This window comes from Bradyrhizobium xenonodulans (assembly GCF_027594865.1).
GTDB lineage: Bacteria > Pseudomonadota > Alphaproteobacteria > Rhizobiales > Xanthobacteraceae > Bradyrhizobium > Bradyrhizobium xenonodulans.
The window spans coordinates 5,579,724-5,598,772 of the sequence record NZ_CP089391.1 but is presented as its reverse complement, the minus strand read 5'-3'; the positions used below and the strand labels follow the sequence as shown (position 1 = coordinate 5,598,772).

Annotated in this window: 24 protein-coding genes; 15 read left to right on the top strand and 9 right to left on the bottom strand. The window is 64.1% G+C overall.

Annotated features, from left to right (window positions below):
- Positions 1-324 precede the first annotated feature (324 nt).
- Both I3J27_RS26665 and I3J27_RS26660 read left to right on the top strand, forming a co-directional pair.
- Complete coding sequence (locus I3J27_RS26665; protein ID WP_270161868.1) at positions 325-510, top strand: hypothetical protein; 186 nt, start codon at positions 325-327, stop codon at positions 508-510.
- A 141-nt stretch (positions 511-651) separates the two neighbouring features.
- Positions 652-993 (top strand): phasin, encoded by a 342-nt coding sequence (locus I3J27_RS26660; RefSeq protein ID WP_270161867.1) that lies wholly within the window; start codon positions 652-654, stop codon positions 991-993.
- Positions 994-1,195: 202 nt separating this feature from the next.
- On the opposite strand, the gene I3J27_RS26655 is transcribed toward I3J27_RS26660, so the two are convergent.
- From I3J27_RS26655 to I3J27_RS26645, 3 genes are all read right to left on the bottom strand, one after another.
- Entirely contained in the window at positions 1,196-1,513 is a 318-nt protein-coding gene (locus tag I3J27_RS26655; RefSeq protein ID WP_270161866.1) for a c-type cytochrome, read from the bottom strand.
- Between the two features lie 291 nt (positions 1,514-1,804).
- Positions 1,805-2,635: an alpha/beta fold hydrolase gene (locus I3J27_RS26650; protein WP_270161865.1), complete on the bottom strand. Its 831-nt coding sequence runs from the start codon at positions 2,633-2,635 to the stop codon at positions 1,805-1,807.
- Positions 2,636-2,789: 154 nt separating this feature from the next.
- Positions 2,790-4,586 carry a ShlB/FhaC/HecB family hemolysin secretion/activation protein gene (locus I3J27_RS26645; protein WP_270161864.1) on the bottom strand — a complete coding sequence of 599 codons (1,797 nt, stop codon included), beginning with the start codon at positions 4,584-4,586 and terminating at the stop codon, positions 2,790-2,792.
- A 130-nt stretch (positions 4,587-4,716) separates the two neighbouring features.
- Here I3J27_RS26645 and I3J27_RS26640 point away from each other — a divergent pair, with 130 nt between their 5' ends.
- Together I3J27_RS26640 and I3J27_RS26635 are read left to right on the top strand one after the other, a co-directional pair.
- The gene (locus I3J27_RS26640; protein WP_270161863.1) at positions 4,717-5,952 is read left to right on the top strand and encodes a FecR family protein; all 1,236 of its coding nucleotides are present in this window, start codon (positions 4,717-4,719) and stop codon (positions 5,950-5,952) included.
- A gap of 58 nt (positions 5,953-6,010) precedes the next feature.
- Positions 6,011-8,752 carry an EAL domain-containing protein gene (locus tag I3J27_RS26635; RefSeq protein WP_270161862.1) on the top strand — a complete coding sequence of 914 codons (2,742 nt, stop codon included), beginning with the start codon at positions 6,011-6,013 and terminating at the stop codon, positions 8,750-8,752.
- A gap of 19 nt (positions 8,753-8,771) precedes the next feature.
- On the opposite strand, the gene I3J27_RS26630 is transcribed toward I3J27_RS26635, so the two are convergent.
- On the bottom strand, positions 8,772-9,032 hold the full coding sequence (locus I3J27_RS26630) for a hypothetical protein (protein WP_270161861.1): 261 nt from the start codon (positions 9,030-9,032) through the stop codon (positions 8,772-8,774).
- A gap of 262 nt (positions 9,033-9,294) precedes the next feature.
- Between I3J27_RS26630 and rocF the strand changes: the two genes are divergently transcribed.
- From rocF to I3J27_RS26610, 4 genes are all read left to right on the top strand, one after another.
- On the top strand, positions 9,295-10,272 hold the full coding sequence (rocF, locus tag I3J27_RS26625; protein ID WP_270161860.1) for an arginase: 978 nt from the start codon (positions 9,295-9,297) through the stop codon (positions 10,270-10,272).
- A 160-nt stretch (positions 10,273-10,432) separates the two neighbouring features.
- Positions 10,433-11,704 (top strand): sulfite dehydrogenase, encoded by a 1,272-nt coding sequence (soxC, locus tag I3J27_RS26620; RefSeq protein ID WP_270161859.1) that lies wholly within the window; start codon positions 10,433-10,435, stop codon positions 11,702-11,704.
- Positions 11,691-12,233, top strand: a complete 543-nt coding sequence (locus I3J27_RS26615; RefSeq protein WP_270161858.1) for a c-type cytochrome — start codon at positions 11,691-11,693, stop codon at positions 12,231-12,233. Before soxC ends, I3J27_RS26615 begins: the two co-directional genes overlap by 14 nt.
- Before the next feature lie 115 nt (positions 12,234-12,348).
- Positions 12,349-12,633, top strand: a complete 285-nt coding sequence (locus I3J27_RS26610) for a hypothetical protein (RefSeq protein WP_270161857.1) — start codon at positions 12,349-12,351, stop codon at positions 12,631-12,633.
- Between the two features lie 60 nt (positions 12,634-12,693).
- Here the strand turns inward: I3J27_RS26610 and I3J27_RS26605 are convergent, their stop codons facing one another.
- A complete protein-coding gene (locus I3J27_RS26605) occupies positions 12,694-13,941 on the bottom strand; it encodes an NRAMP family divalent metal transporter (protein ID WP_270161856.1) in 1,248 nt (415 codons plus the stop codon).
- A 245-nt stretch (positions 13,942-14,186) separates the two neighbouring features.
- Between I3J27_RS26605 and I3J27_RS26600 the strand changes: the two genes are divergently transcribed.
- The 4 genes from I3J27_RS26600 (at position 14,187) to I3J27_RS26585 (ending at position 15,581) form a co-directional block, all read left to right on the top strand.
- A complete protein-coding gene (locus tag I3J27_RS26600) occupies positions 14,187-14,915 on the top strand; it encodes a phytanoyl-CoA dioxygenase family protein (RefSeq protein WP_270161855.1) in 729 nt (242 codons plus the stop codon).
- A gap of 105 nt (positions 14,916-15,020) precedes the next feature.
- Complete coding sequence (locus tag I3J27_RS26595; protein ID WP_270161854.1) at positions 15,021-15,155, top strand: hypothetical protein; 135 nt, start codon at positions 15,021-15,023, stop codon at positions 15,153-15,155.
- A 68-nt stretch (positions 15,156-15,223) separates the two neighbouring features.
- On the top strand, positions 15,224-15,397 hold the full coding sequence (locus tag I3J27_RS26590) for a DUF3606 domain-containing protein (RefSeq protein ID WP_270161853.1): 174 nt from the start codon (positions 15,224-15,226) through the stop codon (positions 15,395-15,397).
- A gap of 34 nt (positions 15,398-15,431) precedes the next feature.
- Positions 15,432-15,581, top strand: a complete 150-nt coding sequence (locus I3J27_RS26585) for a hypothetical protein (RefSeq protein ID WP_270161852.1) — start codon at positions 15,432-15,434, stop codon at positions 15,579-15,581.
- A gap of 26 nt (positions 15,582-15,607) precedes the next feature.
- On the opposite strand, the gene I3J27_RS26580 is transcribed toward I3J27_RS26585, so the two are convergent.
- Entirely contained in the window at positions 15,608-15,793 is a 186-nt protein-coding gene (locus I3J27_RS26580; RefSeq protein WP_270161851.1) for a hypothetical protein, read from the bottom strand.
- 401 nt (positions 15,794-16,194) lie between these two features.
- Here I3J27_RS26580 and I3J27_RS26575 point away from each other — a divergent pair, with 401 nt between their 5' ends.
- Together I3J27_RS26575 and I3J27_RS26570 are read left to right on the top strand one after the other, a co-directional pair.
- Positions 16,195-16,443, top strand: a complete 249-nt coding sequence (locus tag I3J27_RS26575; protein ID WP_270161850.1) for a hypothetical protein — start codon at positions 16,195-16,197, stop codon at positions 16,441-16,443.
- Positions 16,444-16,566: 123 nt separating this feature from the next.
- The gene (locus I3J27_RS26570; RefSeq protein WP_270161849.1) at positions 16,567-16,827 is read left to right on the top strand and encodes a hypothetical protein; all 261 of its coding nucleotides are present in this window, start codon (positions 16,567-16,569) and stop codon (positions 16,825-16,827) included.
- A 22-nt stretch (positions 16,828-16,849) separates the two neighbouring features.
- On the opposite strand, the gene I3J27_RS26565 is transcribed toward I3J27_RS26570, so the two are convergent.
- From I3J27_RS26565 to I3J27_RS26555, 3 genes are all read right to left on the bottom strand, one after another.
- Positions 16,850-17,044, bottom strand: a complete 195-nt coding sequence (locus I3J27_RS26565) for a hypothetical protein (RefSeq protein ID WP_270161848.1) — start codon at positions 17,042-17,044, stop codon at positions 16,850-16,852.
- Entirely contained in the window at positions 17,041-17,241 is a 201-nt protein-coding gene (locus I3J27_RS26560; RefSeq protein WP_270161847.1) for a hypothetical protein, read from the bottom strand. Before I3J27_RS26560 ends, I3J27_RS26565 begins: the two co-directional genes overlap by 4 nt.
- Positions 17,242-17,477: 236 nt before the next feature.
- Positions 17,478-17,942, bottom strand: coding sequence for a GNAT family N-acetyltransferase (locus I3J27_RS26555; RefSeq protein WP_270161846.1), 465 nt, complete (start codon positions 17,940-17,942; stop codon positions 17,478-17,480).
- Between the two features lie 186 nt (positions 17,943-18,128).
- Here I3J27_RS26555 and I3J27_RS26550 point away from each other — a divergent pair, with 186 nt between their 5' ends.
- Positions 18,129-18,902, top strand: a complete 774-nt coding sequence (locus I3J27_RS26550; protein ID WP_270161845.1) for a DUF4261 domain-containing protein — start codon at positions 18,129-18,131, stop codon at positions 18,900-18,902.
- The last annotated feature ends 147 nt before the right edge of the window (positions 18,903-19,049 follow it).

Sequence of the window (19,049 nt, the reverse complement as noted above, 5' to 3'; positions counted from 1 at the left end):
ACATCGGAAACACGCTGAAATGCCGCGCCGATTGACAGCGATCGAGGCAGTGTGCGTGAGTGATGCTGCTTCTTGACGCAGGTGGGTGACGGCGGTCCATATTCCTGTTATCCGGAATTGCCGTGGTGCGATGCAGACGAAGCATCGCTGCGGCGACGGTTGGGCTTGCCGGGCGAGTTGTTCCTTGGCATAGTTACAACCTGTTCGGTCGGGCCTGTCCGTCTGGATACGTGGTTCAGCGTGCTAACCCGCCGGATGCCGTCCGGTTCTTGAGCGGGACATCAACGTCTGATCGCGAAGGCCGATGCTTGTCATAGGTGCGAGATGAAGAACCTCAATTTCGCGGCTGAACTGCACCTGAAGCTCGGCGCGCCCTCAAGCAGCACCGTGGAAAGTCTGCGCCTGCTTCATGCGTTCCTGAAGCTCGCGCCTCGACAGCGTTTCGAGGTCATCAAGCTCGTCGAAGACCTCGCCACCGAAGAAACCGTTCCCGAGCATCCCCTGTCCTGAGCCCGGCTGCGCCGGCCTTACGCCTTCTCCCTCGTTTTTCCGCTGGAGCCCGGCCGCCGGGGGCGTTAGCCCTTGGGATGGCCGCTAGAAGCCGATCCGGCAAGTGTGGTATTCAGTCAGGAAAAAGGGAGGAGTGCGACCATGATCGAACCGAAGCTCGAAGTTCCAGCCGAACTGCGCGACCTGGCCGAGAAGACAATTGACCAGGCGGAAAAGGCATTCGGCATGTTTTTCGAAGCCGCCACCAAATCGATGACGACCGTTCCGGGCGCGGGGACGGAGGTATCGAAGCAGGCGCTCGCTTTCACCGAGCAGAACATGAAGTCGGCGTTCGAGCATGCCCGCAAGCTCGTTCATGCCACCGACCTTCAGGAGGCGATGCGGATCCAGTCCGATTTCCTGCGCAGCCAGTTCACCAGCGCCGGAGACCACATGCGCCAGATGACTGGTAGCTTCATGCAGCCCGGCAAGGGGAAGTCTTGATTCCCGGCGTGCGCCGCGTGCCCACAAATTGATCTTGCGTCGTGCGGTGATCCGCACTTCGATGCAGGCGCAGGTCCATGATGGGCCACCGAATGGCTTCATTCGCCGTCCATCATCCTTTCTGCTGATCCCTGTCGGTCCTCCGGCAGGGATTTGCATTTTATGGCATGTCTTATGGCATGTTGCGGCCGGCCAGCGCGCCTTAGCGTAGCGAGCCGATATAGGCCGCGATGTCGCCGGCTTCGATCCGGCTCAGGGGAAAATTCGGCATTTTCGGATGCGGGTCGAGCAGGAAGAAGGCGAGCCTCTCCGGGCTGAAGTCGGGCCTGCGCGCAACCGATGCAAAGGAGGGAACGTCCGCGCTCGCCTGGGCCTGGCCGTTCGCCACGACGTGGCAGCTCGCACACCAGCGCTTGGCGAGGTCGGCGCCGTGACCCGGATCTGCGGCGATAGCAGTCGAGGCGTTGAAGCTCGAGGCCACGACAAGCAGCAGGAAAAATCGTCTCAAACGCTGGTGCATCCGGCACACCTCATGCACTTGCTTGCGGCCGCCACGCTCAGCCGCAGCATGATCCTGGAAATTGCGAGAGATCGATGCGGGCGACGATCGACCGTAGCAGTCGGCGGGCCGAACGGTAGAGATGCCGCGCGAATGCCGGTGTCCTCGCCGCGGGCAGGCCAAAGCTCGCCGTATCGAGACTTTTCGTATCAAGGCTTTCGATGGAGTGCGACACGTGCCTCTCCGGGTGGGGAGGCCCTTTTTAGCGTGGCTGGCCCGGCGCTGCCTTGATCTGCCGCAAAGCGCGTCCGGCTAATAGTCGCCGGGGTTCATGATCATCGGGCTCCGCGTATCGGCCGGCGCGAGCGCGCTGCTGGCACTGTCACGCAGGAAGCGGTCGAGTGTCGCCTGGATCTTTGCCTTGACCGCGTCGGGACCGCGATCGCTCATCTCCGTGTGCTGTGCACCGGTATGGACGATGTCGATGCCGCGCGCCTTGGCCTCTTCCGGCGTCGGCAGCACGCCCGGGTCGGTCTGGAAGTGCGGATCCTTGGAGCGGAACGACAGGATCTTCATGTTGTCGCTGAGCACGAAGGGCACGCGTAGATTGTCGAGCGTGATCACCTTCGACACTATCTCCGGGTGCTGATGGGCGACATACATGGAGACGTCGCCGCCATTGGAATGGCCGACGAGGGTGATGTGATCGTAGTCGACGTTTTCCTGCCGCCTCTTCAGTTCGGCCAGCGTGAAAAGGATGTTGGCCTCGCAGCGGATATAGACCTCGCGCCGCCCGACATATTGCTGGCCGACATGAGTCATCAACGGCGGATCGCTCGGCAGGTCCTGCTGGATGCTGGCGACGAGATAGCCGCGCGCGGCGAGCGAGTTGGCGAGAAAGGAATACTCGGTGGCCTTGACGGTGTTGCCGTTGCTGATGATGGCGAGCGGCAACTTCCAGAGGCCGAGATTGGCCTTGGTTTCGTAGTCGCGCCGCACCGCGAGCTCGACCGAGATCGGCCGCTGGCGCGAGGCATCGAACAGGGTCAAGACCTCATGGCGGATCGCGAACCGGCTGACGACGAAATACTGGCCGACGCCGAGGACGCCGAGAAGTGCCAGGACTGCAAACACCCTTTTCATGGATCGGTCTCAAATCACTTTTGGCTGAACATGGCTATCGGGAACTCCCGGATCGAGCGATCGTGAGCAGGTTACGAGATTAAATTTAGGCAAGTCTGTGAGAAGCGTCGCAAAAGGGCCGCATCAAGGCGTGCGGTGGCCCAAGTTCATGCAGCTAGAGGCAGCCGCCTCTGCCGCGTTCGGGACAGAGCCGGAACGCGCTCGACAGGGTGAGCAGGAAGCGCGGGCTGCGGCGCTCGTTGTCGGGTGCCCGGTAGCTCAATGGGACGGCCACGCCGAGATCGGCCTGGAGATCGTCCGGCAGGAAGAACCGCACGCCGGCTCCGGCCGAGGTCAGCGCCAGGCCTTCGCTCAGGCGATAGCCGTCGTTCCAGACTGCGCCGGCGTCGCCAAAGGCGTAGAGCTGATAGCCGGTCCAGTAGCGGAAATTGAGCTTCTGGTCGAAACGCAGCTCGAGCGAGCCGGCCAGACCGTTGTCGCCGCTGATCTCGGCTGCGCCATAGCCCCGGCCGAAGGCGGCGCCGCCGAGATAGAATTGCTGCGAGGTGAAGAGCGGCCGGGATGCCGTCTGGCTCGCCGCGGAGAGCTTGAGCGACCAGGCGTCGTTGAGCGTCTGGTAGCGCGTGAACCAGAGGTTCAGGACCGAAAAGTTCGAGGCGGCACCGTCGCGCGACAGCAGATCGTCGTTGAAATGCGAGGCGCCGAAGACGTCGAGGCCCTGACGGTAGGTCAGCGTCGCGAAATTGGTGCCGCCGAAGCGATCCTGGAGCCGGTAGTCGGCAGTCAGGCTCGCGGTCCTGATATGGTCGTTGTACCAGGGGCCATAGAGATCGTGCTCGGACACGTTGCTGAAGGTCGTCGCCGCCGTCAGGGTGAGCGAGGAGGATTGCGATTGTAGCGGGACGATGCTGGCACGCAGCTCGAATGCCTCGGTCGTGGTGATGTCGCTGTCGAGGCGGCGGGCATCACCAGGCCGCACCGCGCTGTACAGGACGGAGGCACCGAGACGCACGCCGTCGACACCGACGGGCGCATCATAGGACAGCCGCGCAAAGCCGAGCTCGCGCGGGTCGTTGGCAATGGTCGACAGGTTGACCGCCAGCGTGTCGCCGGGCGCAAGGTAGGAGTTGAACGCGCCGGTCGCATAGGTCTGCCACGGGCCGACTGACGACGAGCCGAGATTGTCCAGGCCGAATGACGAGAACACGTGCCAGGTCTTCAAATGGACGACAAGGCGGAAGCGACCGGTCGTACCGCCGATCTCTTCCAGCGCAGTATCGGTGATCCGGACGCCGGGCCTGCCATTGATGAGGAAGAGCTGGCGTTCGAGCGTTGCCAGGCGCGATGGCTGCTCGGCCAGAACCGGCCCGAGCACCGGCCTCACGCCGAACTGTTCGGCGCCGTCGCCTTTCAGCTCGGCCTGCACGATGGCGCCTTCGATCAACTGGATCCGGACGCGGCCGTCGGCAATGTCCTGCGGCGGCACGATTGCGCGGCTTAAGTGGAAGCCGGCTCCGCGGTAGAGATCGCTGATCGCGCCTGCGATCGCCGCGAGGTCGGCTTGCGAAACCTTCTTGCCGAGATAAGCCTGATAGACTGCGGCGATGCGATCGTGGGCCACGGCGTGGGCGCCGCTGACATCGACGCCGCGGAGCACGAATTGCGGCTTGGTATCACCGCCGGTGCTGGGCTCGCCGACCGTCGGCAGCCTGACCGGAGGACGGGTCAGCGATTCCCGCTCGGTTTGGTTTTCAAAGTATTTCTCCGGCTGCCGAGGGTCGAAGCCAGGCTGGTTCGCCTGCTGCGCGAGCGCCTGCGGCACGCCGGTGAAAATCGGGGCTGCCAACACCAGCGCGGTAAGGAGATGCCGCTTCTCAACGCGCGCAACGAGCCGCTCCCCGTAGTTTGACGGAGAAGCGCCCATGAGCCGGTAAGAGTTCGTTAGCCGCATGATTTTTCATAGGTTTTTATGGTCAATGAAACGTTAATGCGGCCGCTCCGCTCGCTGCTTCCCGCTAAGTCTATGTTGAGTGATTTCGGATACGCCTCAGGACTGATTGTAACGCGGACTGAGGATTGTCATGCTGGGCAGAGTTGGAATGCGGTGCGCCTTCGTGGCCGCGCTGATCCTGGGAACGGCCTCCGGCGCATCCGCCACGGATGACGGCGTCTGGTCGGTCAGCAAGTCCTCGGGCGACGTCTGGCTCGCCGCCAACGGTGCGCAGCCGGTGTCGCTGAGTCAGGAAGGGACGCTGAAACCGGGCGATACCATTCGCACCGGGCGCAACGGACGTGTGCTGCTCGTCCGCGGTGAGGAAACGATTCTGATCTCTCCGAACTCGGTGGTCGGCTTGCCGGCCGAGAAGAAGGAAGGGCTGTCGACCACCATTATCCAGCAGGCGGGTGCCATCCTGCTCGAGGTCGAGAAGCGCAACGTCAAGCATTTCGAGGTCGAGACGCCCTATCTCGCTGCCGTGGTCAAGGGGACGCAGTTCAGCGTGACCGTGGGGCAGGGCAGCACCAAGGTCGGCGTGCTTCGCGGTCAGGTCGAGGTCTCCGACTTCAAGACCGGACAGATCGCCCAGATATTGCCGGGACAAGCGGCCACCGTCTTCGAGCACGGTAAACCCGGCCTCAGCCTGAGCGGTGCCGGCACGTTCAATCCGATCGAGCTTGGCAAGCCGCGTGCGTCCAATATCGAGCGCGTCCCCGTACCGAAATCGGGCCTGTCCGCACCGCGTAACGCTGCGAACGGCCATGCAATTCACGCACTTGGTCCGATCGACAAGGGGACCAAGGCGGTCGGCGCCCCGAAGCAATCGCATCAGGCAGCCGCGGTTCACACGCCGAAGGCCGGAATCGTGCGGATATCGAGCTCGCTGGGCGAGGTCAAGCTGAACGTCCACAAAGTCACGAACGGACTCGCCCACGGCGCCGTTGAAGGCGGCCGCGTGCGGAATGCGAATGCCAGCACCGGGACGGTCTGGAGCGATACGAAGGCGAATACGACGACCACGGCCGCCAACAGCTCCAATGTAACGGCGGTCACCGTGAGCAGCAGTGCATCCGCGGCCAGTGCCACGTCAACGTCGTCAAGTGCGACCACGACTGTCGCGACCACCGCTGGTTCAACCAGCGACGTGTCCGGCGGCAATAATGGCAACGGGAATAATGGCAATAACGGTAACGGCAATAACGGAAACCAAGGCAACAACGGCAACAGCGGTGCCACTGGTAACGGCAGGGGCAATAATGGGAACGGTGGCGGTAACGGCAGCAACGGCCACGGCAATGCCTACGGCCACAACCGACACTGAAGCGACTTCCTAGGGGATGAGGGGCGCACCCGCGGACGCGGCTGCGCGGGAGGATCACGTGAAACGTTATCGGCCGCATATTCTGGTCGTGATCGCGCTGGCGGTCGTGCTGTCCACGGGATGGCATGGCGCGCTTCGCAACGCGCTCACCGATCTGCGGTTCGCCTGGCAATCGCGTGCGGCCACCGGCAAAGTCGTCGTGGTGGCCATCGACGCGCCCTCGATCGACCAGATCGGGGTGTGGCCCTGGCCGCGCCGGCTGCACGCTGAGCTGTTGCACAGACTCGAGGCCGCGGGCGCGCAGGACGTTGCCTTCGACGTCGATTTCAGCACGCCGTCGGATCCGGCCTCCGACGAGACCTTTGTCAAGGCGCTTCGGGAGGTCGGCGGTTCGACGATCCTTCCGTCTTTCAAGCAGCCGACGCCGAACGGGGGGACGGCTCACATCAATCGTCCCCTGAAGCCGTTCAGCAACCAGTCGTGGCCGGCCGTCGTCAATGTTGCCGTCGAATCCGACGGGCGCGTCCGCCGCTATCCGGTCGGCGAAAAGCTCGGCGATGCCCAGATGCCGTCGATGGCTGTCGTGCTGGCCGGACAGGATGCCAATCGGCGGCCGCCCTTCCTGCTCGATTTCGGCATTCGCGCGGCGTCCATCCCAAGTGTTTCCTATTCTGACGTGCTGCGCGGCGACACTGCGACGCTGGACAAGCTGCGAGACAAGAAGATCATCGTCGGTGCCACGGCGCTCGAGCTGGGCGACCGGTTCAGTGTTCCCAATGGCAAGATCGTCTCGGGGCCCGTCCTCCAGGCGCTGGCGGCGGAATCGATCCTCCAGAACCGGATGCTGCGCTGGACGTCCGATGCCGGCATGATCATGGGCCTCGGCCTGATCTGCCTGCTGATGATGTACGCGTGGCGCCGCTTTGCATCGGGTATTCGCGTCGCGATCCTGATTGCAGCGGGTGTGGGCGCCGAGCTGGCTGCTGTCCTTGTGCAGGCAAGCTGGCCGCTCATCGTCGACACGTCGCTGTTTCATATCGCGATCATTGCCTATCTGACGGCGATTGCGCTCGACGAGATCGATTTCCGCGGTCTCCTGGGTCGCATCGCCGAGAGCCGCTTTCATCGCATCGCGATGTCGCTCGGCGACGGTCTGGTCTGCACCGACGAGGATCACCGGATTACGGTATGGAATCCCGGCGCGAGCGCGATCTTCGGCTACATGCCGGCCGAGATGATCGGACGCCCGTTCGAAACGCTGTGCGCAGTGCCGACGGACGGAGGCGCGAGGCCGTCAATGCACGACGCCGCGCGCCAAGCGCTTCTGGTCCCCGGCGGCGCCGTCGTCGTCGAGTTCGAAGGGCGGCGCAAGAACGGTGAAACCTTCCCCGTCGAGGCGAGTTTCTCCGGCTGGCAGGGAACGGATGGCTTTCAGTACGGGGCGATCCTGCGCGACATCTCGGTCCGCAAGCGCGAGGCCGAACGCGTCAGATATCTCGCCGAACATGACGCGCTGACTGGTCTTGCCAATCGCAACATGTTGCATGCGAGTCTTGCCTGCCTGATCACTGCTGCGGAGCGGCGGTCCTCCGACGTCGCACTGCTCGTGCTCGGGCTCGACGGCTTCCAACAGATCAACGACATGCTCGGCCATTCGGCCGGCGACCTGGTGCTGCGCGCCGTTGCCGAGCGTCTGAAGACCGAAGTTGATGGCAAGGCGATCGTCGCCCGGCTCAGCGGCGACGAATTTGCCATCGCGCTTGACTGTACAGAGACCGGCGAGCCGATCGTGGAATTCGCCGAGCGGATCGCGCGCGCATTCGAAGCGCCGCTTGCAACGGGCGCGCGCCAACACCGCGTCAGGGTCAGCATCGGCGTCGCCGTCTATCCCGAAGGTGGACAGAATGCCGACGATCTCCTCGGCAACGGTCACCTGGCGCTGAGCAGGGCAAAGATGACCCGGCGCGGCAGCCATGTGATCTTCGAAAGCGCGATCAGGCAGGAGCTGGAGAACCGGCTGACGCTGGAGAGTGAACTGGCGCTTGCCGCGGATCGCGGCGAGTTCGAACTGTTCTACCAGCCCCAGGTTCGCCTGGTCGACGGCAGCCTGGTCGGCGCCGAAGCACTCATTCGCTGGCGGCACCCTGCGCGCGGCTACGTCTCGCCCGGCGAGTTCATGCCGGTGGTCAACACCTCGGCCCTGTCGGAGCGGATCGCGAGCTGGGTGATGGAGACCGCCTGCCGTCAGGCGCGCGCTTGGGAATTGTCCGGCAACGGCGTGCGCGTCGCGATCAACCTGTCGCCGTCGCAGCTCGACTCCGGAGATCTCGCGCATTCGGTTGCGGCGCTGCTGAAAACCACGGGGCTCACGCCGTCGCTGCTCGAACTCGAGGTCACCGAGGATATCCTGCTGCATGACGAGAGCCGCGTGCTCGACATGTTCAAGCGAATCCAGCAGCTCGGCGTCCGCGTCCTATTCGACGATTTCGGCACGGGATATGCGAGCCTGAGCTATCTGAAGAAGTTTCCGCTGGACGGGCTCAAGATCGACCGGTCGTTCGTGCTCGACCTGCTCGCCGATTCCGACGACGCCGCGATCGTCGGCTCGACGATTGGCCTCAGCAAGCAGCTTGGACTGACGGTCGTGGCTGAGGGCATCGAGAACCGTGCGACGGCCGACTTCCTTGTCAGCATGGGATGCGAGGAAGGGCAGGGATATTTCTTTGGCCGGCCGATGCCTGCCGTGGCGTTTGAGAAGCAGTTCCTGGCGGCGCGGCTGGAGGCGGTCAGCGCTGCCTGAACCGCCTCATTCCTGACCGCTAGCGTCGGCGCGCGATCGCGACACCAAACAGGAACGCGATGAACAGGCTGGCGAGCGGCGCTTCGCGCGTGATCGCGGCGACTGTCGAGAGTGGCCGTCCCGGCTTTCGCGCTTCATCGATCACGTAGGTGAGGCGATCGACGGCGGCGCGCAAACCGCCTGCGACCTCGCCGATGGTGTGGGAGACGTCGGACGCTGCGTCGATGGCACGCTCGGCCACGCCGGGCTGGGGATTGGGCTGCGGTATTTCCGTGCTCAAGCTCGCGACCTCCAGAGTTGGCGAAGAAATTGAGACCGGCACCTTTGGCTATCCGCGCGTGCGCTCGTTTTGAACAGCGGGTCCGGAGACCTTTGGCTATCCGCGAGAGGCGCCGTTTTGAACGGCGGGTGCCGGCCTTACAAAGGAAATGCGGGTTGCGGGAATTCGTTCCAAGAAGCGTTTTCGCCGATAAATCCCCGTGAAACGACGGGTGCGAATCTCTGTTAGGCTGGTGCAGCCTTGCTGATCTCAGGAGATTGCCGTGACCGATCGGACCGTGACGGATCGACCCCGGCGCATCGCCTTGCTCGGCGCGCCCATCGACATGGGAGCTTCGCAGCGCGGCACCTTGATGGGCCCCGCGGCGCTGCGCACCGCCGGTCTTGCAACACTTCTGGAGAGCCTCGACTTCGAGGTCGTCGACTACGGCGATCTCTCGGTCTCCGAGGTCAGGGATCTCTCGGACCGGCCGCCGGAGAAGGCCAATCACTACCGCGAGATCCAGCGCTGGACGCGCCTGCTGAGCCGCAAAGGGCATGAGATCGCCAAGACCGGTGCGCTGCCGATCTTCCTCGGCGGCGACCATACGCTGTCGATGGGGTCGGTGAACGCGATGGCGCGCCACTGGCAGGAGCGCGGACGCGAGCTGTTCGTGCTCTGGCTCGATGCCCATGCCGACTACAATACGCCGGAGACGACAATCACCGCCAACATGCACGGCATGTCGGCGGCGTTCCTGTGCGGCGAACCCGGCCTCGACGGCCTGCTCGGCGATGATCCGCGCGCCTCGATCGATCCCGACAGGCTCGACCTGTTCGGGGCGCGTTCGATCGACAAGCTCGAAAAGGAGCTGATGCGCACGCGCCGGATCAGGGTCGTCGACATGCGCCAGATCGACGAGTTCGGCGTCGCCGTGCTGATCCGGCGCGTCATCGAGCGGGTCAAGGCGAGCAATGGGGTGCTGCATGTCAGCTTCGATGTCGATTTCCTCGATCCGTGCGTGGCGCCGGGCGTTGGCACCACGGTGCCGGGCGGGGCGACCTATCGCGAGGCGCATCTCATCATGGAGCTGCTGCACGATTCCGGCGTGGTGGGGTCGGTCGACATCGTCGAGCTCAATCCGTTCCTGGACGAGCGCGGTCGAACCGCGCGCACGGCCGTCGAGTTGATCGGCAGCCTGTTCGGCCAGCAGATCGCCGACCGGCCGACGCCGAGCAACGCGATCGCGCCGGGCGAGTGACGCACGAGCCGTTTGTGCGCTGCGAAGAAGGGAACTGCTGTCGCGGCTGGCCGATTTAGATCAGTCCAGATCGAAATCGCCTGTTTTTGAAACAGGCGCGAATTGCAAATGCACGTCGCGGAAGGTTTGATGCGGAGAGCGCTTCAGACGAGGATCCGCAATGAGCAGCACGATCGGCTCCGACGACAAATCCGCAGAAACGACGCGCCGCCATTTTCTACGCGGCAGTGCCGTCGTGGCGGGCGGCACCGTTTTTGGCGCGACCGCATCGGCCGCCGCTGAAACCGACAATCTTCCACCCAACATTCCCGAATGGATGAAGGCGCCGGGCGATCCGACGGCAGGCCAGCCTTATGGCTCGCCGTCACCGTTCGAGAAGGGGGTCGTCAAGAACATCTCGAAGTCTCTCAAGCAATACATCTCTGCCTCCAGCCGGACACCATTGCAGGAGCTCGATGGCATCATCACGCCGAACGGACTGTTCTACGAGCGGCATCATGGTGGGGTTCCGACCATTGATCCGGCGCAGCATCGGCTGATGCTGCATGGCCTGGTCGAGCGGCCGCTGATCTTCACCGTTGACGATCTGCGGCGCTTTCCGTCGGAGTCGCGCATTCACTTCCTCGAATGCTCCGGCAATCCCGGCTACAGCAAACCTTACGGCAAGACGGCATCGGACCTGGTCGGCCTTGTGAGTTGTGCAGAATGGACCGGCGTCAGCCTCAAGCTGGTGCTCCAGGAAGCCGGGCTGAAGCCGGAGGCCAAATGGGTCGTCGCCGAGGGTGCCGACGCGGCTGCGCTGACCCGCAGTATTCCGATCGAGAAATGCCTCGACGACGCCATGCTGGTCTACAGCCAGAACGGGGAGCGGCTGCGGCCGCAGCAGGGCTATCCGCTGCGGCTGTTCCTGCCGGGCTTCGAGGGCAATATGAGCGTGAAGTGGTTGCGTCGCCTGCATGTGACCGCGGAGCCGGTCTATTCGCGCGAGGAGACCTCGAAATACACGGATCTGTTGCCCGACGGCACCGCGCGCGAGTTTTCTTTCTACATGGAGGCGAAGTCGATCATCACGCGCCCCTCGGGCGGCCAGCGCCTGAACGCGCCCGGCTTTCACGAGATCACCGGCATCGCCTGGAGCGGGCATGGCAAGATCGCGCGCGTCGAAATATCCATCGATGACGGCAGGAGCTGGCAGGACGCGCGCTTGCAGGAGCCGGTGCTCACGCGTGCCTTGACGCGCTTCCGCTTGCCCTGGCGATGGGACGGCAGACCTGCGGTGATTCAGAGCCGTGCGATCGACGAGACCGGCTATGTGCAGCCGACGCTGGCTGAGTTGCTTGCGGTGCGCGGCGAGAATTATTTCTACCACAACAATGCGATCTGGCCCTGGCGCGTCGCTGAGAACGGCGAGGTGACCAATGCACTGGCGTGAGACTTGTGGCATCGCTGCCGCAATCGTGCTCTGTGCCTTCGCAAGCGAAGCGCTGGCACAAAGCCCGTATGGCATCGGTCGCCCGGCGACGGCTGCGGAGATCGCGGGCTGGAATATCGATATCGGACGCGACGGCAGCAATCTGCCGAAGGGAAGCGGCTCGGTCAGCCACGGGCGCGAGGTGTTTGCGCAGCAATGCGCCTCATGCCATGGCGACAAAGGCGAGGGCGGACTGGGCGATCGGCTCGCCGGAGGTCAGGGCACGATCGGGACGCCAAAGCCGATCCGCACCGTCGGCAGCTATTGGCCTTATGCGCCCACGTTGTTCGATTATATCCGCCGCGCCATGCCGCAGAACGCGCCGCAGTCGCTGAGCGACGAGGACGTGTATGCGGTGTCCGCGTTTGTTTTGAACCTGAACGGGCTGGTGGGAGCGGATGCGACGCTCGATGCAACATCGCTTGCCGCCGTCAAAATGCCGAACCGCGACAGATTCGTCGGCGACGCGCGGCCGGATGTGAAAAAGTGATTGCCCTGAGGCGATCAGGTTCGACCCAGTGGCTCGGAACTTGCTTAGGCAGACGGTGGAACTCGCGGGGCGCAATTGAATTAACCTGCGAGAGGAAAAACGTATGGGTCATTCGATGGCAACCACTCGCTTCACAAACTCCATGTCCTCGGCGTTTCGCCATCCCGGCGTGATCGCGCTGATCGTGGCCGGCGTGACGATTGCTGCGATGCTCATCGTTGATCATGGGCCCTGGAATCGTGCCAAGACGCAGCCGGCTCACGTTGCGATGTATGCAACCACGGGCGAGGCCGCGCACGCCGCCGGCGCCAAGGTGCTTCCGACCGAACCCAAATCGCCGGTCGAGCCGGAGCGGCCGGGGCCGAAGACGTCCCCGACCGTCAATCCCGTGACGCCGTAAGACGCGGTCGTCAGCGTGCCGGCCGTGGTCGCGGCCTTCGTCATCGCGTCGCCGGTCCAGTCAGCCGATCAATGAGGAGCCGAGCAGGGCGAGGACGGCCAGCGCCATGAGCGCGGTGCCGAGCCAGCCCAGTGCGACCAGCCATGGCCGGGCCTTGAAGCGGCCCATGATCGCGCGGCTCGAGACGATCAGCATCATCATCGCCATGATCGGCACGGCAACGATGCCGTTGAGCACTGCGCTCCATACCAGCATGTGGATCGAGTCGATACCGGTGAAGCCGAGGCCGAAGCCGATGATGGTGGCGGCCGCAATGATCGTATAGAAGCCGACCGCTTTCTCCGGCTTCGCCTCCAGCGTGGCGCGCCAGCCGAAGATCTCCGCGACGCCGTAAGCCGCCGAGCCCGCCAGCACCGGGATCGCCAGCAGGCCGGTGCCGATGATGCCGATCGCGAACAGCGCGAAGGTGAAGTCGCCGGCGAGCGGGCGCAGCGCTTCGGCGGCTTCGGTTGCCGAGTTGATCTTCGTGACGCCATTGGCGTTCAGCACGGACGCCGTGGTCAGGATGATGAAGAAGGCGATGCAGTTGGAGAGCAGCATGCCGACGATGGTGTCGAAGCGGATGCGCGCGATTTCAGGGTCGCCGCCGCTCGGAAGGTCGCGCAACGGCCTGTCGCGCTTGCCCTGGTTCATCTCCTCGACTTCCTGCGAGGCCTGCCAGAAGAACAGATAGGGGCTGATGGTGGTGCCGAGTACGGCGACGACCATCAGGAAATACTCGGCGCTGATGTTCGCCTTCGGCCAGACCGCGGCGAGCAGCGCGGTGCTCCAGGGGATCTTCACCGTGAAGGCGGTGGCGACATAGGCGAACAGCGCCAGCGTCAGGAATTTCAGCACCGGCGAATAGCGGCGATAGGGCACGAACACCTGGAGCAGCGTCGAGCCGGCCGCGAAGATCAGCGCGTGCTCGTGATTGAGCCCGCCGATGACCAGCGAGAGCGCCTCCGCCATCGCGGCGATGTCGGCGGCGATGTTGATGGTGTTGGCGATGACGAGCAGCGAGACGAGCCCCAGCACGATCCAGCGCGGCGCGAGTTGCACGACGTTGGCGGCGAGACCTTTGCCGGTGACCCGGCCGATCTGCCCGCTGACGAGCTGAATCGCGATCATGAACGGCAGGGTCAGAAACACGGTCCAGAGCAGCCCGTAGCCGAATTGCGCGCCGGCCTGCGAATAGGTCGCGATGCCCGACGGATCGTCGTCGGCAGCTCCAGTGATGAGGCCGGGGCCGAGCCGCTTGAGCAGCATCGGCCCCGACTGTGCCGGCGCCTCGGCGCCGTCGTGCCTGGCCGGACGGTGTTTGGATCGGTTCGACAGGGCTCACCTTCCGGAATTGCGAATTGGGTCTTAAGCGCGATCATAGCCGCAAAGTTCCTCCAGCGGCCGGCGTCGTGCTGTCCGTTGAAGGCAATGGGCCGTCCTCCATTTTTGAAACGAGCGTCGCGTCGGCGCGACGCCCTTGCGGACCGCACGTTTAGATTGTAGGGAGCGGCATGAACCTCGGCCCGAAGCCCACCAAGGTCGATCCTCTGAACACGGAGCTAGCTGCCGCCCTCGACCGCGACGGCTACCTGCTGCTGCGGGGCGCCGTCCCCGCGGCATGGCGCGATGCGTTGCGCACCGCGTTCGATGCGGGCGTGGGGACCGGCGACCAATGGGCCGCACCGCGAGGCGCCGGGTGGCGCCATGCGCTCGTCGATCTCGATCCGACGGTGCAGCGGACCTGCCGCCTGCCGTTGCTGCTGGCGGCGACGGCGCGGATGCTGGGCGGCCCGTTCTTTTTCGCCCAGGTGGAGGGCCGCGAACCGCTGAAGGACGGCGGCCATCAGCCTCTGCACCGCGACGGCGCGGGCACGAAAGCCGTCTCCGCGCTGGTCTTCCTCGATCCTTACGGGCCGACCAATGGCGCAACGCGCGTCGTGCCGCGTCATCTCGATCAAGGCTTTGCCGATCGCGAGCCGGCCGAGACGTTGTCCCTGATCACGGCCGGTGAGGCCGGAGACATCCTGGTGTTCGACGCCGACCTGCCGCATGGCGCGACTTGCAACCGCTCCGGTGCGCGGCGGCGCTCGCTGCTGCTGAGCTTCATGCAGGAAGGCAACCGGGCGACCATGGAGGCCTGTCGCGCCATTCGCAACGTGCGCATGGATATCAGCGAGACGTTCATCCCCCGAACGGCTGGGGGAGCTCGGATGTCCGTCGGGTTTCCAACCTGGAACTAAGGCGAAGTTGGCGCGTTACGGTGGCAGCTTGATGGCTGTTTGCGGCCGTCGCAAGCAGCGCCACGGGGCAGCCCCTGCGTCGCCCAAGGCGGGGGATCGTACGTCATGCCAGACAAAGAATCTGCACCGATCACACAATGGGGGTACGGCTTGGTCGCCGACCTGGTTTTCCGAATCGCGATCGTCTGTCTGTTTCTGTTTTCCGCGGTGCTCGCGTCCATGCTGTGGCTGAACGTGTGAGCCTCGCCGGGCCGGTTAGGAACGGCCGGTCCATCGCGGCGTTTTGCCTTCGATGAGGAGGAGACGCAATGGACAATCTGACGAAGCGCGAGCAGCCGGACCGCAGCAAGATCAACATGCACGAGGCCTTCGAGGTCAAGTACTGGACGCACGCGCTCGGCGTAACGAAGGAGGAGCTGCAGAAGGCCGTCGACAAGGTCGGCAATTCGGCCGCGGCCGTCCGCAAGGAATTGTCGGCATAGCGCGTTCAACAGAGGGATTTAAACGGAGGGCATCATGGGCCTGGAAGCAGTCTTCTTCATCGGCGCCTTCATCCTGCTGGCGGCGCTGATCTACGGCGTGCTGCGCAACCACTACCGCAGCCGCACCGAGCGGCACGTCGCCGACAGCATCGTGCGCAAGCGTTACAAGAACAACGAGACGTAAGCCTCGGCGTTTCCAAGCAGCGGCTGTTACTTGATGCTGACGAACATGCCCCAGGCGGCGGCCAGCGCGCCGCCGGTGAAGACGATCACCGGACTGTCGCAGAACGTGCTGCCATAGGAGCAGACATTCACGCCGAACTGGCCGAGCTCGTGATGGCTCGCCGAGTAGAACAGTCCCGACAGCACCAGCAATGCGGCGGCGACGTAGTACATCGTGGTCTCTCCAACTCCTCCAGGCGTCCTCGCAATGGACTCGCAAGGGACATGTCCCAGCATGGCGCGAAGGAATTTCGTTCCGCCGAATCCGTCTTGCTGCATTTGAATAAATTTTGCGGCGTCGGGCAAAACAGGGGCATGATGGCAGTATCGGAATGCTGGGTCCCAAGACGGCGCCGGCTTCATCGCCCCGACGAAACACGCCTGAAACACTCCTGAAACCCGATTGTCCTGAACGGCGCGCCCGCTCGTCCCGACCAACGGAGCGAAAGGGAGATCATCATGATCCAGATCGGTTCGAAGGAAGAAGTCGCGTTTCTGCTGGCGCTGTTCGGCACCCACACCCAGCCGGTCAAGCGGCCGAGGCCGAAATCCTCGCGCGGCTGAAGGCTGATCCCATGCCCGGCTTGGCCGAATGCCAGAGCCTCTTGCGTCTGTTGATCGCAAGGGGAGATCCGAAGGCCATCCCGCTCGCCAAGGGCGCCATCGATCAATATCTGAACACGGCGCCGGCCAGCTTCCGCGGGCGCGGCCTGCGCGTGCTCCAGCGCGACGCGCTCGACCAGCACGGCACCGCGGTCGGCGTGCAGCGCTCCTTTGCCGAAACGGTGGATGCCTATATCGAGGCGAAGCTCGCGGAAGAGTAAGGCTGGTTCCTGGTATCGCTTCGTTCGCCCGAACGGTGGTACGACCCGATTGGCATCCCTCTTGCTGCACAGCTTTTCAATCCCGGCCCGGCCATTCGGGCTGCTCCAGATTGAGGCGATCCCATGCAGTCAACGTCCCGTTTCGAAGCGTCCGCGTCCTTGCAGCTCCATGCCCTGATTTCCGACCTGCGCTGGCGGCTCCAGATGCTGGAGCGCGACATCGCCGACGAGGAGCGCAATGCCCGGAATGACGATCCCGGCAGCCCCACTTATTCCATGCTTGCCCTGACCTTGCGCGCGCGCAGGGACAATCTGCGCACCTCGATCGCGATGCTGGAAGGACGGGTCGAGCGGACGGCGGCGCAGGTGCCGCAGGCGGCGTAAGCGCGGGCTGCACAATTGCCCGTCAGGCGATGCCGGTCCGCTCGTTGCGTTTTACGAGGCCGATCTTGCGGCTGAGCTGCCATACCTCGACATCGCCGCGGCGCGTGTACTGCTGAGCGACCTCGAGGGCGGATGCATCGGACTGGGCCTCGAACGCTTCGGCGGACTGGAAGACGCCGTTCTGCCCGATCAGATAGGCGCGGTATTGCTGGGTCATGTCGGCGCCCTCAGGCCGGGCGAATGCAGCCAGGCCTCGATCTGCATGGCCGTCTCGTCCTGCCGCGCCCGGCGCAGCAATATCTCGCGGCGGCGTCCGGGCGCCAGCGCGCCGGCTTCCGTGCGAAGCCGTGCGGCCTCGTCGGCCAGCCGCTCCTGAAGTGTCTTGGTTTGCTTGAAACGACGACGTTTCAGCATGGCGCTACTCCCTCATGCGAGCAGGGCGGGAGCGCAATCGGCGTTCTCATCACCGGTGAATGCCACGGACCTTGCGGTGATGATCGAACCCTACGCCTGTGCCGGCGCCGAGTCGCCATCATTTGTTGGGTGCCTCGAAGAATCCTTCAGCGGCCGGCCGGGAGAGGCTTGAGCCTTTTGAGCCGATTACTCATGTCCTGCCCCGAGCGCGATCGCGACGAGGTCATGCGATACGATCAAGCCGGGAGCTTCAGGTGCAGAAACTGGTTGAAGGCACTCGGCCGGTAGTCGGCGAAGGCGTCGCCGTTCACGAAGCCATATTTGCGATACAGCGCCAGCGCCGGCTCGAACGCAGGTCCGCTTCCGGTCTCGAGACTGAGGCGCTTCAGGCCGCGCGCGCGGGCCTCGCGCGCGATGTGGTCCAGCAGCAGCGCCGCGACGCCGCGACGCAGATGATCGGGATGGGTCCGCATCGACTTCACCTCCGCGCTGCCGTCGCCGAACTCCTTCAGCGCGCCGATGCCGACCACCTCGCTTCCCTCGCGAACCGACCAGACGGTGACGCCGGGCGCGGTGAGCCCGGAGAGGTCGAGCGCGAACACGCTGCCGGGCGGCGAGCTCGCGTGCATGCCGGCGAGGTGCAGCGCGAGCAGGCGGCGGGTCGGCTCAGAGGTGAGGTCGTCGACGTGGATTGAGAACATGGGTGTGGGTTCGGGATATTGGCAGGGCATGCGGGACTTTCGCGCAATCTGGAGAACGCCGGAAGAGCGAAGTGCGCGGCGAACGCGCGTTGACATTGTTCCTGTTTTGTTCTATGCTGCAAAAGCTCAACCTGTGAGCGAGCCGTGATTGATCATCAGTCACGCCTGTAACGTCTGAGGCGACCGATGAGTAAGTCTTTTCTCGCCCTGGTCTTGTTGGAATCTCCCGCAACGCCCGACATGGTCGCGCTCGCCGCGGCTATCCGCGCGCGAGATCCCGAACTGCCGATGGAGGTGGAAGGAGGCGGCGAGGAAGGAGCTCGCCAGGGTTCGCCGCTCATTCGTTGCGGCAACGAACTTGTGGCGGTGATGTCGATGCCGGCACCCATTCCGGAGGATCCCGGCCTGTGGTCGCGCGCGTCCACGATATGGCCGCAGGCCAAGGCGGTCGCGGCGCGCCACCGGGGGCATCTGATCGTTTCGGTGCTCGGCCAAAACCAGCAAGCAGTGCCGACCGCTCGTCTGACGACGGCCGTCATCGGCGCGTTGATCGCGACCATGCCGCAATGTTGCGCCGTGGTCTGGAATGGCAAGGTCGCACGATCCGCGGATCTTTGGCTGGACTTGTCCAGCCGATCGTTTGCGCCATACCCCGACTATCCCGTCTCGCTGTGGATCGACATACTCCCGTTCCGATCAGAGTCGGGCATTGGCGCAGTGACGATGGGACTTTCGGCCTTCAGCGAACGTGAAATTCAGTTCGAGACCCACAAGCTGCCCCTTCCAACACTCGTCAGCAAGGTGGACGGTCTAGCCGTCTATCTGGTCGAGCACGGCCCTGTGGTCAAAAACGGTGACACGTTTGGCGGCAGCGCGCGCGAGCGCTTCACGGTTCGACACAAGAACTCCGATCAGTTCGGTGGCATGCCCGTGTTTTTCTGTAGCGACGATCTGGTGTGAGCGTGGGAGGATCTCGAAAGAGGTTGCGAGCATTCCGTTCAGATCGATTGTTTGACACGTCGGGCAAAACACTGGCAGAATGGCATCATCGAGATCAGTTCGGATAAAGCCCGCGGCGGATGCCGCGGGCTTTATTGTTGGCGTTGG

Excerpts from the sequence above, each read along its gene's own strand:
- I3J27_RS26600 (WP_270161855.1), top strand. The coding sequence starts at position 14,187 with ATGAACCTCGGCCCGAAGCCCACCAAGGTCGATCCTCTGAACACGGAG.
- I3J27_RS26575 (WP_270161850.1), top strand. The coding sequence starts at position 16,195 with ATGCCCGGCTTGGCCGAATGCCAGAGCCTCTTGCGTCTGTTGATCGCA.
- I3J27_RS26585 (WP_270161852.1), top strand. The coding sequence starts at position 15,432 with ATGGGCCTGGAAGCAGTCTTCTTCATCGGCGCCTTCATCCTGCTGGCG.
- I3J27_RS26590 (WP_270161853.1), top strand. The coding sequence starts at position 15,224 with ATGGACAATCTGACGAAGCGCGAGCAGCCGGACCGCAGCAAGATCAAC.
- I3J27_RS26650 (WP_270161865.1), bottom strand. The coding sequence starts at position 2,635 with ATGAAAAGGGTGTTTGCAGTCCTGGCACTTCTCGGCGTCCTCGGCGTC.
- I3J27_RS26660 (WP_270161867.1), top strand. The coding sequence starts at position 652 with ATGATCGAACCGAAGCTCGAAGTTCCAGCCGAACTGCGCGACCTGGCC.
- I3J27_RS26570 (WP_270161849.1), top strand. The coding sequence starts at position 16,567 with ATGCAGTCAACGTCCCGTTTCGAAGCGTCCGCGTCCTTGCAGCTCCAT.
- I3J27_RS26550 (WP_270161845.1), top strand. The coding sequence starts at position 18,129 with ATGAGTAAGTCTTTTCTCGCCCTGGTCTTGTTGGAATCTCCCGCAACG.
- I3J27_RS26580 (WP_270161851.1), bottom strand. The coding sequence starts at position 15,793 with ATGTACTACGTCGCCGCCGCATTGCTGGTGCTGTCGGGACTGTTCTAC.
- I3J27_RS26615 (WP_270161858.1), top strand. The coding sequence starts at position 11,691 with ATGCACTGGCGTGAGACTTGTGGCATCGCTGCCGCAATCGTGCTCTGT.
- I3J27_RS26595 (WP_270161854.1), top strand. The coding sequence starts at position 15,021 with ATGCCAGACAAAGAATCTGCACCGATCACACAATGGGGGTACGGCTTG.
- I3J27_RS26665 (WP_270161868.1), top strand. The coding sequence starts at position 325 with ATGAAGAACCTCAATTTCGCGGCTGAACTGCACCTGAAGCTCGGCGCG.
- I3J27_RS26560 (WP_270161847.1), bottom strand. The coding sequence starts at position 17,241 with ATGCTGAAACGTCGTCGTTTCAAGCAAACCAAGACACTTCAGGAGCGG.
- I3J27_RS26565 (WP_270161848.1), bottom strand. The coding sequence starts at position 17,044 with ATGACCCAGCAATACCGCGCCTATCTGATCGGGCAGAACGGCGTCTTC.
- I3J27_RS26640 (WP_270161863.1), top strand. The coding sequence starts at position 4,717 with ATGCTGGGCAGAGTTGGAATGCGGTGCGCCTTCGTGGCCGCGCTGATC.
- soxC (WP_270161859.1), top strand. The coding sequence starts at position 10,433 with ATGAGCAGCACGATCGGCTCCGACGACAAATCCGCAGAAACGACGCGC.
- I3J27_RS26655 (WP_270161866.1), bottom strand. The coding sequence starts at position 1,513 with ATGCACCAGCGTTTGAGACGATTTTTCCTGCTGCTTGTCGTGGCCTCG.
- I3J27_RS26610 (WP_270161857.1), top strand. The coding sequence starts at position 12,349 with ATGGCAACCACTCGCTTCACAAACTCCATGTCCTCGGCGTTTCGCCAT.
- I3J27_RS26645 (WP_270161864.1), bottom strand. The coding sequence starts at position 4,586 with ATGCGGCTAACGAACTCTTACCGGCTCATGGGCGCTTCTCCGTCAAAC.
- I3J27_RS26605 (WP_270161856.1), bottom strand. The coding sequence starts at position 13,941 with ATGCTGCTCAAGCGGCTCGGCCCCGGCCTCATCACTGGAGCTGCCGAC.
- I3J27_RS26555 (WP_270161846.1), bottom strand. The coding sequence starts at position 17,942 with ATGTTCTCAATCCACGTCGACGACCTCACCTCTGAGCCGACCCGCCGC.